Origin of the sequence: Streptomyces auratus (assembly GCF_050433025.1) — a bacterium.
GTDB classification, from domain to species: Bacteria; Actinomycetota; Actinomycetes; order Streptomycetales; family Streptomycetaceae; genus Streptomyces; species Streptomyces sioyaensis.
This window is the reverse complement of sequence record NZ_JBNGCB010000001.1, coordinates 1792779-1809099: the sequence shown is the minus strand read 5'-3', so window position 1 is coordinate 1809099 and position 16321 is coordinate 1792779. Positions and strand designations below refer to the sequence as shown.

Here is a 16321-nt window from a genome sequence, read left to right as displayed (position 1 = left end):
AGGGTAGGCTAACCTAACTAGCGTGTTGGTTGACAGTCCCCCCGAAGCACCGGCCGCCCCGGCCCCGGTGTCACCCCGGCGACGGCAGGTCCTGCGCATTGCGGGGCTGTTCGCCTCCGTGGCCGTACTGGCCGTCGTCGCCGTCCTCGGCATCGCCGTCGGCGCGAAACAGATCCCCCTCGACCAGGTGTGGCACGGGGTGTTCCACTACACCGGCACCGACACCGACGTGGTCGTCCGCGATGTCCGCTTCCCGCGCACTCTGCTCGGTCTGCTCGTCGGCGCCGCCCTCGGCCTGGCCGGCACGGTCATGCAGGCGCTGACCCGAAATCCTCTGGCGGACCCCGGAGTTCTCGGTATCAACGCCGGCGCCTCGGCCGCGGTCGTCACCGCCATCAGCTTCTTCGGCGTCACCTCGCTGTCCGGCTATGTGTGGTGCGCGTTCGCCGGTGCCGCGGTGGTCTCCGTCGCGGTGTACGTCCTCGGCGGCACCCGCAGCGCCACGCCCGTACGGCTCGCCCTCGCCGGCACCGCGCTGACCGCCGTCCTCGTCGGCTACCTCAACGCGGTCAACCTGATGGACACCGCGGCGCTGGACAAGATGCGCTTCTGGACGGTGGGTTCGCTGGCCGCGGCCACCATGCCGACGGTCACCCGGATCGCGCCGTTCCTGGCGGTGGGCGCCGTCCTCGCGCTGCTGCTCGCCCGGCCGCTGAACGCCCTTGCGCTCGGCGACGACCAGGCACGGGCGCTGGGCACCCGGCTGACCCGCACCCGGGTGCTGGCGATGGTCACCGTCACCGTGCTGTGCGGCGGGGCGACCGCCGCCTGCGGCCCGATCGTCTATGTGGGCCTGATGGTTCCGCATGTCGTACGGGCGCTGACCGGGCCCGATCTGCGCTGGGTCCTGCCGTACTCCGCGGTGCTCTCGCCGGTGCTGCTGGTCGGTGCGGATGTGCTCGGCCGGGTCGTGGCCCGGCCCGGCGAACTCCAGGTCGGCATCGTGACGGCCCTCGCCGGCGGGCCGGTCTTCATCTACCTCGTACGGCGTCGGAGGATGGCCCAGCTGTGAGCGCGACCGTGAAATCCGGGCAGGACACCGAGCAGACGCGGACGAAGGGGGCCGGGCGCGGCCGGGGAGCGGGGGCGGCCCGGCGGACCAGAACGGTGCGCACCAAGGGCGGGCTCTCGCTGCGCCTGGAACCACGCGCCCTGTGGACCGGACTGCTGCTGCTGGCCCTCGCGCTGGCCGCCGGCGTCGCACTGATCGGCTCCGGCGACTACCCGATGACGCCGGCCGAGGTGATCGCCACCCTGACCGGCGGCGGCGACGTGGGCCAGCAGTTCATCGTGCAGGACCTGCGGCTGCCGAGGGTGCTGGTGGGGCTGCTGGTCGGCGCCGCGTTCGGGATCGCCGGGGCGGTCTTCCAGACCGTCTCCCGCAACCCGCTGGGCAGCCCGGACGTCCTCGGCTTCGCCCAGGGCTCGTCCGTCGGCGCACTGGTCGTCATCGTCTACTTCCAGGGCGGCGGCTTCGCGGTCGCCGCCGGAGCGGTCGTCGGCGGCCTGGTCACCGGTCTCGTCGTCTTCCTGCTCGCCTGGCAGCGCGGCATCCACGGCTACCGCTTCGTGCTGGTCGGCATCGGCGCCGGCGCGATGCTCTACGCGATGGTGCTCTACCTCCTGACCAAGGCGAACATCGTCGAGGCGACCCGGGCCACCACCTGGATGACCGGTTCCCTCAACGGCCGTGACTGGGACCAGGTCTGGCCGCCGGCCGCCGTCTGCGCCGTCCTCGTCCCGCTGCTGCTGTGCCACGGGCGGGGGCTGCGCATGCTGGAGATGGGCGATGACGCGGCGGCCGCGCTGGGCGTACGGGTCGACCGGGTCCGCGTCGTCGTGCTGATCGCGGCGGTCGTGCTGGTCTCCGTCGCCACCGCGGCGGCCGGGCCGATCTCCTTCGTGGCGCTCAGCGCACCCCAGCTCGCCCGGCGGCTCACCGCCTCGCCCGGCCCCAACCTCCTGCCGTCCGCCCTGATGGGAGCCGCCCTGCTGGTCGCCGCCGACTGGTCCTCGCAGCGGCTCTTCGGCGCGGACCAGCTGCCGGTGGGGGTGCTCACCGGTGTCCTCGGCGGCGGCTATCTGCTGTGGCTGCTGGCCACGGAGCGCCGGGCGGGCCGGATATGAGCGGCCCGGGCAGCGGAGGCCGGCGGCGGATGTCCGCGGCCGTACCCTCGCCCGCACCGTCGCCCGCACCGTTCGCCCGTACCGCGCGGCCCGGGCCGGGCGACGGTCCCGCCGTGCCGGGCAGCAGCAGTGATACGACCCAACCCCCAGGAGTGCTGAAGTGAGCCGTCTCACGGCCGAGAAGGTCACCCTCGCCTACGACCAGCGGGTCATCGCCGAGAATCTCTCGGTCGCCGTTCCCGACCACTCCTTCACGGTCATCGTCGGCCCGAACGCCTGCGGCAAGTCCACGCTGCTGCGCGCGCTGTCGCGGATGCTCAAGCCGGCCGCGGGATCGGTGCTGCTGGACGGCTCCGCGATCTCCTCGCAGCCGGCCAAGAAGGTCGCCAGGACGCTCGGGCTGCTGCCGCAGTCCTCGATCGCCCCGGACGGGATCACCGTGTCGGACCTGGTCGCACGCGGCCGCTACCCGCACCAGGGCCTGCTGCGGCAGTGGTCGGCGCAGGACGAGCGGATCGTCCGGGAGTCGATGGCGGCCACCGGGGTGGACGGGCTGGCCGACCGCTGCGTCGACGAGCTGTCCGGCGGACAGCGTCAGCGGGTGTGGATCGCGATGGCGCTCGCCCAGCAGACGCCGCTGTTCCTGCTGGACGAGCCGACGACCTATCTGGACATCCAGCATCAGATCGAGGTGCTGGACCTGTGCGCGGAGCTCCACGAGGAGCAGGGCCGCACCCTGGTCGCGGTGCTGCACGACCTCAACCACGCGGCCCGGTACGCGACCCATCTCATCGCCATGAAGGACGGTGCGGTCGTCGCCGAGGGAGCGCCGGGCGACATCGTCACCGCGGACCTGGTGGAACGGGTCTTCGGGCTCGGCTGCCGGATCATCGAGGACCCGGAGACCGGCACCCCGCTGGTCGTCCCCGCCGCCCGCCGGCCCCGGCACCGCGGCGGCCGGGCCGTGGCCGGGCAGGCGTCGGGCGGGGCGGCGGCTACAGCAGCGTCCTGAGGCGCAGCAGGTCGCGCAGGCCGGCCTCCAGCTTGACGCGACCGCTGCTCCAGGCCCGGGCGAAGTTCAGCTCCCCGTCCACCAGGGCGACCAGATCGTCGCCGGTCATGGTCAGGCGGATGTCGGCCTTGTGCGGGGGCGGGCCGGGGACGGCGCGCACCTCGTGGATGGTGCCGTCGGTCAGCCGCCCGACGAAGGTCACATCGAGGTCCGTGATGCGGCAGCTGAGCGAACGGTGGACCGCGGTGGCCCCGCGGACCCTGCCGTCGGCCGAGGACATGTTCTGGGCCAGCCGGTCGAGAGCGGCACGGCACTGGTCGAGGGTTGCCATCGGAAGCGACGATACGCCAGGTCGGGGACGGCTCGTTCGCCCCTGGCGCCCTTCGCCGAGGTAGCGTCGGGGGCATGGAACAGCCGATGTCCGGCCCGGAGCCGGAGGCACCCGCACCCGCCGGGCCGGGGCAGCCGGAGGAGCTCGTGGAGCCCGAGGACGGCGGAGCGGGGGAAGCGGTGGGCGCCGGGCCCACCGGGCCGGAGCGCCCCACCGGGCCGCAGCCGCTCGGGGTGGGCGTGACCCCCACCGGCCAGGCCGCGGTCGACGCCCGGCTGCGGCGCCTCGCCGACGCCGACCACCTCCCCGCCGAGGGCCACCTCCCGGTGTACGAGGATGTGCACCGTGGGCTGCGTGACGTGCTGGCCGGCCTCGACCAGCACCCCGGGCCGCCCACACCTTCCTCGACCGTCTCGACGACGCACGACAACAGGAGCTGAACCACAGGTGGCAGGAGTGGCACGACGCCGACTCGACGCGGAGCTGGTGCGCCGCAAGCTGGCTCGTTCGCGCGAGCACGCCGGCCAGCTGATCGCCGCTGGCCGGGTGACCGTGGGCGGGGCGACCGCGACGAAATCGGCCACCCAGGTGGAGACCAGCGCGGCCGTGGTCGTCCGCGCGGACGAGAGCGATCCGGACTATGTCTCGCGCGGCGGGCACAAGCTCGCCGGCGCCCTCGCCGCCTTCGTTCCGCTCGGCCTGAAGATCGAGGGCCGGCGGGCGCTCGACGCCGGCGCCTCGACCGGCGGTTTCACCGATGTCCTGCTGCGGGCCGGCGCCGGCCATGTCGTCGCCGTCGACGTCGGGTACGGACAGCTCGCCTGGTCGCTGCAGAGCGACGAGCGGGTCACCGTCAAGGACCGCACCAACGTGCGCGAACTGACCCTTGACCAGATCGACTCGCAGCCCGTCGACCTGGTCGTCGGTGACCTCTCGTTCATCCCGCTGGGGCTCGTGCTGCCCGCGCTGGCCGCCTGTGCGGCGCCCGACGCGGACCTGGTGCTGATGGTCAAGCCGCAGTTCGAGGTCGGCAAGGAGCGGCTGGGCAGCGGCGGGGTGGTGCGCAGTGCGCAGCTGCGGGCCGAGGCGGTACGGGCCGTCGCCGAGCGGGCGGCCGTACTCGGTTTTGGCGTACTTGGCGTAACTGCGAGCCCGCTGCCGGGTCCTTCGGGAAATGTCGAGTACTTTCTGTGGCTGCGCGCCGGGGCGCCTGCACTCGACCCGGCGGACGTCGACCGTGCAGTGGCGGAGGGGCCTCGTTGACCACTACCCAGGCAGTTGAAGGCAGCGCAGCACACGAGAACGACGGTGCCGGGCGGACGGTGTTCCTGCTCGCCCACACGGGCCGCCCCGCGGCCATCCGCAGCGCCGAACTCGTCGTCCAGGGCCTGCTGCGCTGCGGCATCGGGGTGCGGGTGCTGGCGGAGGAGGCCGCGGACCTGCCGCTGCCGTCGTCGGTCGAGCGCGTCGAGTCCGAGCCGTGCGCGGCCGAGGGCTGCGAACTGCTGGTGGTCCTGGGCGGGGACGGCACGCTGCTGCGCGGCGCCGACTTCGCCCGGACGTCCGGGGTCCCGATGCTCGGCGTCAACCTCGGCCGGGTCGGCTTCCTCGCGGAGGCCGAACGCGACGACCTCGACAAGGTCGTCGACCGGGTCGTCACCCGCGCCTACGAGGTCGAGGAACGGATGACGCTCGACATCCTCGTCCGCAACAACGGCAACGTCGTGCACACCGACTGGGCCCTGAACGAGGCGTCGGTGGAGAAGGCCGCCCGGGAGCGGATGCTGGAGGTGGTGACCGAGGTCGACGGCCGGCCCGTCTCCCGCTTCGGCGGCGACGGGGTGGTCTGTGCGACCCCGACCGGCTCCACCGCCTACGCCTTCTCGGCCGGCGGCCCGGTGGTCTGGCCCGAGGTCGAGGCGCTGCTGATGGTCCCGATCAGCGCACATGCGCTGTTCGCCAAGCCGCTGGTGACCTCGCCGCGTTCGGTCCTGGCCGTCGAGGTCCAGCCGAAGACCCCGCACGGCGTCCTGTGGTGCGACGGCCGCCGCAGCGTCGAACTCCCCGCCGGCGCCCGCGTCGAGGTCCGCCGCGGCGCGATCCCGGTACGCCTGGCCCGGCTGCATCACGCCTCCTTCACCGACCGCCTGGTCGCCAAGTTCGCCCTCCCGGTGGCGGGGTGGCGCGGGGCTCCGCAGTAGGCACGGCCCGGCGCCCGTCCGCCGTAAGACAGCCGTCGGACGGGCCCCCGGGCCCCGGCCCTAGGGGCCTTCCTCCGGCGCCCCCTGGGAGAGGAGTTCCCTGGCGAGGGTGAGGGCGGAGTCGCGCCGGGCGGAGAGCTCGTCGTCGGTGAAGACCGGGGTGCGGACGGCGGGGGGTATGCCGGGGCCGTCGAAGGTGCGGCCGTCGGCGGTCAGGAACTCCTCGTTGGGCAGGCCGAAGGACCAGCCGTTCGGGAGGGCGCGGCCCAGGACGTCGGAGAAGACGCCCTGGGTGTTCTCGCCGATGCGGAGCGGGGCGGGGGAGCGGCCCATCAGGGCCTGGGTGAAGGTTTCGCCCGCGCTGACGGTGAGGCGGCCGGTGAGGACGGCGATCGGGCCCGTGTAGACGGGGCCCTGGTACGGGCGGATCCGGCTCGGCTGCGGCGTGGTGAACCGGGTCGGGTCGTGGGGGTCGTTCCGCGTCCGCTTGCGGTACGCGAGGTACGGGCGGCCGGTGAGCCGGGAGGCGATCCGCAGACCGAGCGGGTCCGCGCCGCCGCCGTTGAGCCGGACGTCGATGATCAGGCCGCGCAGGGAATGCGGCCCCTGGGTGCGGGCCTTGGTGAAGACGGCGTCCAGGGCGCGGTCGAGCTCGGCGACGTCGCCGGCGTAGTCGCCCTTCTTCGTGTAGTGGGCGAACGAGGTGACACGGAAGTAACCGAGGCGGCCGGGCAGATCCGCGTAGCCGAGCTGGCCGTTGGCCCACTGGTGCCGGATGACTCCCGGGCCGAGGTTCGCGGCGATCGCCTTGTCTATCCGGGCGGTGGATTCGGCGGTGGGCAGCACCGTGCCGGGACGCATGCCCGCGAACCACTTGTCCTTGCTGACGACCACGCGGGTGTGGGCGTCGTGCAACGGCTCGATCATCTTGCGGAACACCGCGAAGAGTTCGTCCTCGCTGGTCTTCGCCGTGATCTGCGGCCGGAAGCGGTCGCGGACCGCCGTCCAGTCGATCTTCTTCGCACGGAAGAAGGGGTAGTTCTCGGCATAGGTCTGCCAGAAGATGTCGAAGACCGTCCGGGGATCGTGCGGCGTGCGCCGGGTGCAGCGGGCGGGGAGGGCGTCGATGCGGTGCAGGGTGCGCCGGCCGACGTTGTCCTCGATGGTCAGCCGGGCGCGGCCGGCGCCGGCCGGTACCACGGTGATCGGGGCCGAGTCCGCAACCGTGAAGCGGAGGCTGCCGTGGGCGCCGGGAGCGCCCGCGCGGGTGCCCGTGACGGAGCCGGGCAGACAGCTGATGCCGGTGGTTTCGTACGTCCGCAGGCTGCGGCCCCGGAGCGTGACGAGGGTGCCGTAGCCGTCCATCCGCCAGACGCCCTGGAGGGAGTCGGCCGGGGTGCGGGCGGACCGGGCCGCCGCCGGGTCCGCGGAGGCAGCCCCCGAGCGCTGCGCGCGGGCCGGGCCGGCGCAGGCCGTGGTGGCGGTCAGGACGGTGGTGGCCGTGAGGGCGGTGAGCAGTAACGCCGCCGCGCCGCGGGGGCGGTGGGTGTGCCGGGTGCCGGAGTCGTTCATGGCAGGTACCTCAGGGTGGGGTCGGGCCGCGGACGGCGGCAGAGTGGGGCGGCGCCGTCACGCGACGGCGCTCGGCGGTGCTCATGGCCGGGGGACCGGCGGCGGGGGACGGCCGCCCACCGCCGTGGCTCGGGCGGCCGGACCCGGCTCGACCCCGCCCGCCCGCTCGCGGCCGCGGCGCACGGCGTCATCGCCGCTCCCCAGGCGTGAGCCGGAGCCCGCACACCGCCGTGTGCACCGATCCGCTGTATGCACCGATCTGCCCGACATGAGCACACCTTTCGTTCCGGCTTCGTTCCGGACCGTGCTCAGCGTGACGGCCGGGCCGGGGCCCGCACCATGAGGCATCCACCCGCTTTGCGGTGGGGTTTTCCGTAGGGCCGGGGCAGGAGTGAGGGGAGGCCGTCGCGGGGCGGCCCCCGGACCTCGTAAGGTCGTATCCGTGTTGGAGGAGATGCGGATCCGGTCCCTGGGCGTCATTGACGATGCCGTTGTCGAGCTGTCCCCGGGCTTCACGGCGGTGACCGGCGAGACGGGCGCGGGCAAGACCATGGTCGTCACCAGCCTCGGCCTGCTGCTCGGCGGGCGCGCCGACGCCGCCCTGGTGCGGATCGGCGCCAAGTCGGCCGTCGTGGAAGGCCGGATCAGCGTCGGCTCCCGCGCCCCCGCGGCGGTACGCGCCGAGGAGGCCGGCGCGGAGCTGGACGACGGGGCGCTGCTGATCAGCCGCACCCTCTCCGCGGAGGGCCGCTCGCGCGCCCATGTGGGCGGCCGTTCCGTACCGGTCGGCCTGCTGGCGGAGCTGGCCGACGACCTGGTCGCCGTGCACGGCCAGACCGACCAGCAGGGCCTGCTGCGGCCGGCCCGGCAGCGCCAGGCCCTGGACCGCTACGCCGGGGACGCGGTCGCCGTCCCGCTCGCCAAATACACCGCCGCCCACCGCCGGCTGCGTGCCGTCGCCGCCGAGCTGGACGAGCTGACGACGCGGGCCCGGGAACGTTCCCAGGAGGCCGATCTGCTGCGCTTCGGCCTCGACGAGATCGCGGCGGCCGAACCGCAGCCCGGCGAGGACACCGAACTCGCCGCCGAGGCCGAGCGGCTCGGTCATGCCGAGGCGCTGGCCTCGGCCGCGACCGCCGCACACGCCGCGCTGGCCGGCAACCCCGAGGACCCCGAGGGCGTCGACGCCACCACCCTGGTCGCCGGCGCCCACCGCGCCCTGGAGGCCGTCCGCAGCCACGACCAGGAACTCGCCACGCTCGCCGAGCGGCTCGGCGAGATCGGCATCCTGATGGCGGACGTGGCCGGCGAGCTGGCCAGTTACGCGGACGGTCTGGACGCCGACCCGTTGCGGCTGGCCGCCGTCGAGGAGCGCCGCGCCGCCCTGAACCACCTGATCCGCAAATACGGCCACGGCCCCGGCCACGATATTGCCGCGGTGCTCACCTGGTCCCAGGAGAGCGCCGCCCGGCTCGCGGACCTGGACGGCGACGACGACCGGATCGGCGAGCTGACCGCCGAGCGGGACGCGCTGCGCACGGAGTTGGGCGAGCTGGCCCAGACGTTGACCGACGCCCGCACCGCCTCGGCCGAACGTTTCGCCGACGCGGTCACCGCCGAACTCGCCGAACTCGCCATGCCGCACGCCCGGGTGACCGTCGAGATCCGCCAGACCGAGGTCGCCGACGACGCCGACGGCATCGAGGTCGGCGGCCGCACCGTGGCCTACGGACCGGCCGGTGCCGACGAGGTCGAACTCCTCCTGGCGCCGCATCCGGGCGCACCGCCCCGGCCGATCGCCAAGGGCGCGTCCGGCGGTGAGCTCTCCCGGGTGATGCTCGCCGTCGAGGTGGTCTTCGCCGGCTCCGACCCCGTCCCGACGTACCTCTTCGACGAGGTCGACGCCGGGGTCGGCGGCAAGGCGGCGGTCGAGGTCGGCCGACGGCTGGCCCGGCTCGCCAAGTCGGCGCAGGTCGTGGTGGTCACGCACCTCCCGCAGGTCGCGGCGTTCGCGGACCGTCAGCTGCTGGTGGCGAAGACCAGCGACGGCTCGGTCACCAGGAGCGGCGTCACCGTCCTGGAGGGCGAGGAACGGGTCCGCGAACTCTCCCGGATGCTGGCCGGCCAGGAGGACTCCGAGACGGCCCGCGCGCACGCCGAGGAGTTGCTGGAGACGGCGCGTACGGGCAGCTGAGCCGGCTTCGTCCGGGCGTTGTGCGTCAGGCCCCCGAGATGTGAGCAGTGTCTCCTCCCCGCCCGAGCCGTCGGCCGCGGGCGGAACGCCTTCTGCGCCACAGGGAGGGGAACGCGCACCCACGGCCGCGAGCCGACGGCGGCCGGAGAGGCGTCCTGCGGGGTGGCGTTGATCACGGGTCGCCCGCTGCCGCGTCGGCGGCCCCCCGCTCCCGCTGCGCCGCCGCTTGCGCAGGTGTGACAAACCTCCTGCTCACGGCCGGGGCGCTGATGATTCGCGGTGTCTACCCAGACGGCGTCGTGAGTACACTCGCCCACCATGTGTGAGGCCCGACGGTATGCAAAACGGCGCAAAATATCCGATGACCGACCATGGGTTGATGCTTCCCCCCGGCGCGCGAGGGCTCCGAGGAATCTGCTCGACATCGCCGCAAATGCCCCGTACCAGACCCTTGTTGACCGAAGAAGGGACACAGCGACGCCTGCCTCCGGCGTCCCGGGGGCGATGTGAGGCGCCGCGCGCACCGTGCCCGGCACCGGCAGTCCCGTGACCCGCGCGGCCACTGGCTGCTGCTGTGCATGGTCCTCCCGGTGATGTTCGGCGCCCTGCTCTTCGAGGGCTGGACCACCCACGAGGTCGACGCCGCGAAGACCCGCAAGGACTGCACCACCCCCGTGCCCAGGTCCGTCGAAAAGGGCGGCCCGGTGCTGCGGTTCGACGGCGGCAAGGTGGTCTCGTCCGCGGTGCCGGCCCGTACGGTGGCGCTCACCTACGACGGCGGACCCGACCCCGTATGGACACCCCGGCTGCTCGACCTGCTGCGCAAATACCACGCCCATGCCACGTTCTTCCTCCATGGTGCCCAGGCGGCCCAATACCCGGACCTGGTGCGGCGGATCCGGGCCGAGGGCCATGAGATCGGCTCGAACACCTTCACCGGCGCCGCCATGGGCGAGTCCTCGCCGGTGCGCGCCTCGCTGGAACTGTCGCTCACCCAGAAGGCACTGGCGGGCAGCGCGGGCATCCACACCAAGCTGCTCCGGCTGCCGCAGACCACCGCGGTGGACACCCTGTGCGGGCCCGAATGGAAGGCCGCCGAGAAGGCCGGCGCGCAGGGGTACACCCTGGTCGCCGCCGACCAGTGGTACCGCAAGCCGTCGCGGGGCGTGATCCGGCAGTTCAGCCAGAACGACCTCGCCTACCTGGGCACCAAGGAGCTGCTCGACAACCCGAGGATCGCGAAGTTCACCACCGTGACGGCGGGCGTCCGGCAGCCCTCACCCGACGCGCCGGTCTCCGCCGTCGAGCGCTGGACGGGTACCGGCCTGATCTGGGCCAAGGCCCTGGGGCACGCCTTCGTCAGCGGGATGGCCTGGGTGCTCGCCGTCGCGGGCGGGCTGGGGCTGCTGCGACTGGCGATGCTGGCGTTCCTCGCCCGTGCCCACGTCCGGCGGCTGACCCGATTCCGCCCCGGATCGCCCTGGCTGCGCGAGGTCACCGACCCGGTGACGGTCCTCGTCCCCGCCTACAACGAAGAGGCGGGCATCGAGTCCACCGTCCGTTCGCTGCTCGCCTCGACCCACCGGCAGATGCAGGTCATCGTGATCGACGACGGGTCGACGGACCGGACGGCGGACCTCGCGACCTGGATCGACGATCCCCGGGTGCGGGTGATCCGGCAGCCCAACGCCGGCAAGGCGGCCGCCCTCAACACCGGTCTGGCCCACGCCCGGTACGACATCGTGGTCATGGTCGACGCCGACACCGTCTTCGAACCGGACGCCATCCAGCGCCTCGTCCAGCCGCTCGCCCACCCGGCCGTCGGCGCGGTCAGCGGCAACACCAAGGTCGGCAACCGGCGCCGCCTGCTGGGCAGATGGCAGCACCTGGAGTACGTCTTCGGGTTCAACCTCGACCGCCGGATGTTCGAGGTGCTGGAGTGCATGCCGACCGTCCCCGGTGCCATCGGCGCCTTCCGCCGGGACGCGCTGATGGGCATCGGCGGGGTCAGCGAGGACACCCTCGCCGAGGACACCGACCTGACGATGGCCCTGTGGCAGGCGGGCTGGCGGGTGGTCTACGAGGAGTCCGCCGTCGCCTGGACCGAGGTGCCCACCTCGCTGCGCCAGTTGTGGCGGCAGCGCTACCGCTGGTGCTACGGCACGATCCAGGCCATGTGGAAGCACCGCGGGGCCGTCCTCCAAATGGGCCCGGCCGGGCGCTTCGGCCGCCGCGGGCTGAGCTATCTGGCCCTGTTCCAGGTCGCCCTGCCGCTGTTCGCGCCGGTCGTCGACATCTTCGCGCTGTACGGGGTGCTCTTCCTCAGCCCTTGGCAGTCGGCCGGCGTCTGGGGTGGCTTCCTGCTCGTGCAACTGCTCTGCGCGGCATACGCGCTGCGCCTGGACGGGGAGAAGATGCGGGCGCTGTGGGCGATGCCGTTCCAGCTCCTGGTCTACCGGCAGTTGATGTATCTCGTCGTCATCCAGTCCGTGGTGGCCTTCCTGCTCGGCACCCGCCTGAAGTGGCAGCGGATGCACCGCTCGGGGACCGCCGCGCAGCAGATCGGGCAGCCGGTGGCCTATCAGAGCGTGTCGTCGAGGTGAACGAGCCGGTTGGGGGGGCGGGCCCCGTCACAGGGCGCCCGCCCCGCCTCCGGGCGCCCGCAGCCGCCGGCCCACCTGGCCTCTCACGCACGCCGGTTACCGCACGAAGACTCCGCCGCATAAACACCCCGCCACGCACGAAGTCCGTCTTCCTCCCCCCAACACCGCTCCTCTGGTGCGGAATTGCGCACCATTTGGTGAAGGGCTCGTGAGCATGCAGACTGTCCGCCCATGAATGACTGGCTGGACGGGTCCCACGACACCCACCAATACGGCGGCGCAGCGGAACCGGCGCACGCCGTCACGGGGCAGATATGGCAGCACGCCCCGTACGCGCCGCAGCCGGCCACCGCCAGACCACTGTCCGGCCATCCGGGCGGCGAGGACCCGTATGCCGCGCCCGCCCCGGCCTCGACCGGCGCTCCTGTGGCCGACCCGGCGTTCCCGCCCGGCGGAGACGGCTCGTACGGCGGGCCGCCCTCGCGCGGCGAACCCGGCGGACCCGGTGGGCCCGTGCGCAGAAGCACCCGGCCCGCGGCCACCCGCCCCACCCGGCGCCGCCGGATCCTGCGGCTCGCGGGCCTCCTGATCGTTGTGACCCTGCTCACTTCCGTCGGCACCTACACCTGGGCCGACACCAAGCTCGAGCGCGACGTCGACCTCGGCAAGCTCGCCGCCCGGCCGTCACCGGGCAAGGGCGCCAACTATCTGATCGTGGGCTCCGACAGCCGCCAGGGCCTGTCCGGAAAGCAGTTGAAGGACCTGCACACCGGCGGCTCGGCGGACGCGGGCCGCCGCACCGACTCGATGATCCTGCTGCACACCGGCGCCCACGGCACCACGATGATGAGCCTGCCGCGTGACTCCTGGGTGACCATCCCGCCGTACATCCGCCCCGAAACCGGCAAGCACTACGCCGCGTCGCAGGACAAACTCAACGCGGCGTTCTCGCGCGGCGGTCCCGAGCTGCTCATACGGACCATCGAGCACAACACGGGCCTGCACATCGGGCATTACACGGAGATCGGCTTCGCGGGCTTCGTCGGCATCGTGGACGCGGTCGGCGGGGTGCCGATGTGCCTGGACAAGGCCGTCAAGGACAAGAAGTCCGGCGAAAACCTCACCAAGGGCTGCCATACGCTCGACGGCCGCGCCGCGCTCGCGTTCGTCCGCCAGCGCCACCAAGAGGCCCAGGGCGACCTCGGTCGCGGCCAGAACCAGCAGAAATTCCTGGCCGCGCTCTCCCACAAGGCGGCCACGCCCGGCATCCTGCTCAACCCGTCCAAGGTCTACCCCACGATGAACGCGGGCCTCGGCACGCTCATCGTCGACAAGAACATGAGCCTGTGGAACCTCACTTCGCTCTTCGAAGCGATGAAGAGCGTCTCCGCCGGCAACGGCACCCGCCTCCATGTCCCCGTCTCCAGCCTCGCTTTCCAGACCCCCAAGGGCAGCGCCGTGAAGTGGGACGTGCCACGGGCGAGGAAGCTCTTCGCGGAACTGCACAACGACCAGCCGGTGACGGTCGGGGCGAAGGGCTGAGTGTGCTGTCTCGGCACGTCGGCCCCCATGGCGCGCCCTAGGGTGACGGGAGTTGAGCCCGGCAGGGTGCGGGGCGAGGGGAGTGACGTGGTGACGGCGGCAGGCGGCGGGGCGCTGGGGCGGATCTCTTCGTTCCTGGGGGCGGCGGGGGCGACCCGGGCCGCCTATACGGCGCTGCGGAAGCGGCCACCGGGCGGCGCCGCCCGGTGGGAGCGCACGAACCATGCGGGCCGGACCGTGCAGCTGCATGCCGGACTCGCGACGGTCACCGGCACCGCGCTCGCCGCCGCCGGTGCACCGGGTCTGTCCGCCCGGACCCGCACCGCCGCCGCGCTGGCGGTGCTGACCGCCGGGGCCTGCGGGGCCTACGACGACATGTGCGCGGCCGGCGACCCCCGCCGCGGATTCCGGGCACACCTCTCGGCGCTGAGGGGCGGCGAGGTCACCAGCGGCGCCGTGAAGCTGTTCGGAATCGGTGCCGCCGGGCTCGCGGCGGGCGCGCTGCTGAAGCCGCGCCCGGCCGACAAGCTGCTGGCGGGCGTGGTGATCGCGGGCTCGGCCCATCTGGTCAACCTCCTCGACGTCCGGCCCGGCCGGGCGACCGGCGCCGTCCTGGCCCTCGGGGCGCCCGGGCTGCTGCGCCGTGGACCGGCGGGCCCGCTGTCCGCCGCGCCCCTGGGGGCGGTGGCGGCCGTCGCCGCGGACGACCTGGGGGAGCGCACGATGCTGGGGGACGCCGGCGCGCATGCCCTCGGTGCCGCGCTCGGCCTCGCCGTCGTCATGGGCAACGGCCGTCGCGGACTGGCCGCGCACGCTGCCGGGCTGATCGCCGCCGCGGCCGCGGGGGACCGCATCAGCCGGGCGGCCGCGGCGCTCTGAGGCCGCCCGGGGTGGGAGGCCGGGGCGAGAGGCCGGGAGGCCGGGGCGTGAGGCCGCCCGTCCGAGGGACGGTTGCGTCCGGGATCGCCGTCCGTACGGGCTATGTGACACATGTCCGGGGTGGGCGCGATGTCTGGGATGTGGGGGCGCGCCCCGCAACCCGCCTCCCGTACGCCCGGATCCGGACAACCTCCGGGCGCGCCCCGGCCAACGGCGCACGCGCCCCTCGGGGTGGTGGCAGGCGCACTCCGGAGAGTGGGCACGCCCTACGGACCGTTAACACGCGCGGGCGGTTTGTCGCCCATGTGGGTGATCTGGTGGGCGCTGGGGTGAGACTTCCCACCGGAACGGCGGGCCGACGGTGCCGAATTGACGTCGCCGGGCTGGCATCCTGGGCGCGTGCGCAACCCCGGGCGGACTCGCCGCGTCCGGCCCGTCCTCCGGGCGGGCAGGCGGTCGGTCGCGGGGTGCGCGCCGCAGCACCTCCAGCAATCGGACCCGGCCCGCCGGTACGGTCCGTCCCGCCCCGACCCAGGAGCCCCGATCACGTGATCAGCACCCCGACCTCGGCGCACGGGCTGTCGCCGCTGCGCACGGTCCAGGTGCTGGGGCACGGCAGCGCCGGCAGCGCCGCGCATGTCCGCTCGCTGGCCGAAGGGCTGGTCGCGCGCGGGGTACGGGTGACCGTCTGTGCCACGCCGGAGGCCGAGCAGGCCTACGACTTCGCGGGTGCGGGCGCCCGCTTCGTGCACGTCCCGCCGCGGATGGACCCGGCGAGCGTGGCCCTGCTGCGCAGCGCCTGCTGGGATGCCGATCTCGTCCATGCGCACGGCCTGCGCGCGGGGATGCGTGCCTCGATGGCGTTGCGCGGACTGCGCGGCCCCCGGGGCGGCGGGCGGGTCCCCCTGGTCATCACCTGGCACACCAAGGCCCACACCGAGGGCGCGCGGGCCGGGCTGGTGCATCTGATGGAGCGGCGGGTGGCGCGGGCCGCCGCCGTCGTCCTGGGCGCCTGTTCCGATCTGGTGGACCGGGCACGAGAGCGGGGCGCCCGCGATGCCCGGCTGGCGCCGGTCGCCATTCCGGGGCCCCGGTCCGGCGGTGCCCCGGCCGAGCCCGAGGACGAGGACCGGATGCGCCACAAGGAGCGGGCCGAGCTGGGCGCGGTGGACCGCCCGTTGCTGCTCGCGGTCGGCCGTCTGGATCCGAGCCAGGGCCATGACCTGTTGCTGGACGCGGCACACGCCTGGTGCTCGCTCGATCCGCAGCCGCTGGTCGCCATCGCGGGGGAGGGCGAGCAGCGGGCCGTGCTCCAGCGCCGGATCGACACCGAGCGGCTGCCCGTCCAACTGCTCGGCCGCCGCGACGACGTGCCCGAACTCCTCGCCGCGGCCGACCTGGTGGTGCTGCCCAGCAGATGGGAAGCGCGCTCGCTGATCGCCCAGGAGGCGCTGCGCGCCGGGGTGCCGCTGGTCGCCACCGACACCGGCGGCACCCGCGAACTGGTCGGCCGGGCCGCGGAACTGGTCCCCTACGGGGATGCCGCCGCCCTGGCCCGTACCGTTCTCGCGCTGCTCGCCGACCCGGCACGGCGGGCGGCGCTCGCCGAAGCGGGCCGGGCCCAGGCGGCCGGCTGGCCCAGCGAGAACGACACCGTCGCCCAGGTCCTCAGCGTCTACGACGAGTTGGCCGAGCCGGTTCAGCCGGTGTAGCCAGGACCTGTGTGCGGCGGCCGGCGCACGGGCGCCGCCACGGCCGTCGCCGCCGCCGGTTCGCTCGCCTGGACGGCGGCCGAGACGG

The 16321-nt window shown here is 73.7% G+C and carries 13 protein-coding genes; 11 read left to right on the top strand and 2 right to left on the bottom strand.

Annotated elements, in window-relative coordinates; genetic code table 11:
• The first annotated feature begins 22 nt into the window (after window positions 1-22).
• The 3 genes from BKA18_RS07685 (at window position 23) to BKA18_RS07675 (ending at window position 3199) form a co-directional block, all read left to right on the top strand.
• On the top strand, window positions 23-1072 hold the full coding sequence (locus tag BKA18_RS07685) for a FecCD family ABC transporter permease (RefSeq protein ID WP_366048316.1): 1050 nt from the start codon (window positions 23-25) through the stop codon (window positions 1070-1072).
• On the top strand, window positions 1069-2187 hold the full coding sequence (locus BKA18_RS07680) for a FecCD family ABC transporter permease (RefSeq protein ID WP_366048315.1): 1119 nt from the start codon (window positions 1069-1071) through the stop codon (window positions 2185-2187). Before BKA18_RS07685 ends, BKA18_RS07680 begins: the two co-directional genes overlap by 4 nt.
• A 160-nt stretch (window positions 2188-2347) precedes the next feature.
• Complete coding sequence (locus BKA18_RS07675) at window positions 2348-3199, top strand: ABC transporter ATP-binding protein (RefSeq protein ID WP_366048314.1); 852 nt, start codon at window positions 2348-2350, stop codon at window positions 3197-3199.
• On the opposite strand, the gene BKA18_RS07670 is transcribed toward BKA18_RS07675, so the two are convergent.
• A complete protein-coding gene (locus BKA18_RS07670) occupies window positions 3183-3530 on the bottom strand; it encodes an SCP2 sterol-binding domain-containing protein (RefSeq protein WP_006607790.1) in 348 nt (115 codons plus the stop codon). The genes BKA18_RS07675 and BKA18_RS07670 overlap by 17 nt on opposite strands.
• A 74-nt stretch (window positions 3531-3604) precedes the next feature.
• Between BKA18_RS07670 and BKA18_RS07665 the strand changes: the two genes are divergently transcribed.
• From BKA18_RS07665 to BKA18_RS07655, 3 genes are read left to right on the top strand one after another with little or no spacing between them, the layout of a single operon-like run.
• Window positions 3605-3970, top strand: a complete 366-nt coding sequence (locus tag BKA18_RS07665) for a hypothetical protein (RefSeq protein WP_366048313.1) — start codon at window positions 3605-3607, stop codon at window positions 3968-3970.
• Window positions 3971-3977: 7 nt separating this feature from the next.
• Complete coding sequence (locus BKA18_RS07660) at window positions 3978-4793, top strand: TlyA family RNA methyltransferase (RefSeq protein WP_366048312.1); 816 nt, start codon at window positions 3978-3980, stop codon at window positions 4791-4793.
• A complete protein-coding gene (locus tag BKA18_RS07655; RefSeq protein WP_366048310.1) occupies window positions 4790-5731 on the top strand; it encodes an NAD kinase in 942 nt (313 codons plus the stop codon). The genes BKA18_RS07660 and BKA18_RS07655 overlap by 4 nt, the downstream gene beginning before the upstream one ends.
• Window positions 5732-5791: 60 nt before the next feature.
• Here BKA18_RS07655 and BKA18_RS07650 read toward each other — a convergent pair whose 3' ends face one another.
• A complete protein-coding gene (locus BKA18_RS07650; protein ID WP_366048309.1) occupies window positions 5792-7303 on the bottom strand; it encodes a S41 family peptidase in 1512 nt (503 codons plus the stop codon).
• A gap of 454 nt (window positions 7304-7757) precedes the next feature.
• Between BKA18_RS07650 and recN the strand changes: the two genes are divergently transcribed.
• The 5 genes from recN to BKA18_RS07625 all read left to right on the top strand — a co-directional run bounded on the left by recN (window position 7758) and on the right by BKA18_RS07625 (window position 16233).
• The gene (recN, locus tag BKA18_RS07645; RefSeq protein WP_366048334.1) at window positions 7758-9497 is read left to right on the top strand and encodes a DNA repair protein RecN; all 1740 of its coding nucleotides are present in this window, start codon (window positions 7758-7760) and stop codon (window positions 9495-9497) included.
• Between the two features lie 506 nt (window positions 9498-10003).
• Window positions 10004-12100: a bifunctional polysaccharide deacetylase/glycosyltransferase family 2 protein gene (locus tag BKA18_RS07640; protein WP_366048308.1), complete on the top strand. Its 2097-nt coding sequence runs from the start codon at window positions 10004-10006 to the stop codon at window positions 12098-12100.
• 231 nt (window positions 12101-12331) lie between these two features.
• On the top strand, window positions 12332-13642 hold the full coding sequence (locus tag BKA18_RS07635; RefSeq protein WP_366048307.1) for an LCP family protein: 1311 nt from the start codon (window positions 12332-12334) through the stop codon (window positions 13640-13642).
• A gap of 87 nt (window positions 13643-13729) precedes the next feature.
• On the top strand, window positions 13730-14521 hold the full coding sequence (locus BKA18_RS07630) for a hypothetical protein (protein ID WP_366048306.1): 792 nt from the start codon (window positions 13730-13732) through the stop codon (window positions 14519-14521).
• 548 nt (window positions 14522-15069) lie between these two features.
• Window positions 15070-16233, top strand: coding sequence for a glycosyltransferase family 4 protein (locus BKA18_RS07625; RefSeq protein WP_366048305.1), 1164 nt, complete (start codon window positions 15070-15072; stop codon window positions 16231-16233).
• Window positions 16234-16321: the final 88 nt, after the last annotated feature.

What these genes read in the sequence shown, in the direction of transcription:
- BKA18_RS07635 (WP_366048307.1), top strand. Translation starts at nt 12,332, where the DNA reads ATGAATGACTGGCTGGACGGGTCCCACGACACCCACCAATACGGCGGC.
- recN (WP_366048334.1), top strand. Translation starts at nt 7,758, where the DNA reads ATGCGGATCCGGTCCCTGGGCGTCATTGACGATGCCGTTGTCGAGCTG.
- BKA18_RS07670 (WP_006607790.1), bottom strand. Translation starts at nt 3,530, where the DNA reads ATGGCAACCCTCGACCAGTGCCGTGCCGCTCTCGACCGGCTGGCCCAG.
- BKA18_RS07665 (WP_366048313.1), top strand. Translation starts at nt 3,605, where the DNA reads ATGGAACAGCCGATGTCCGGCCCGGAGCCGGAGGCACCCGCACCCGCC.
- BKA18_RS07650 (WP_366048309.1), bottom strand. Translation starts at nt 7,303, where the DNA reads ATGAACGACTCCGGCACCCGGCACACCCACCGCCCCCGCGGCGCGGCG.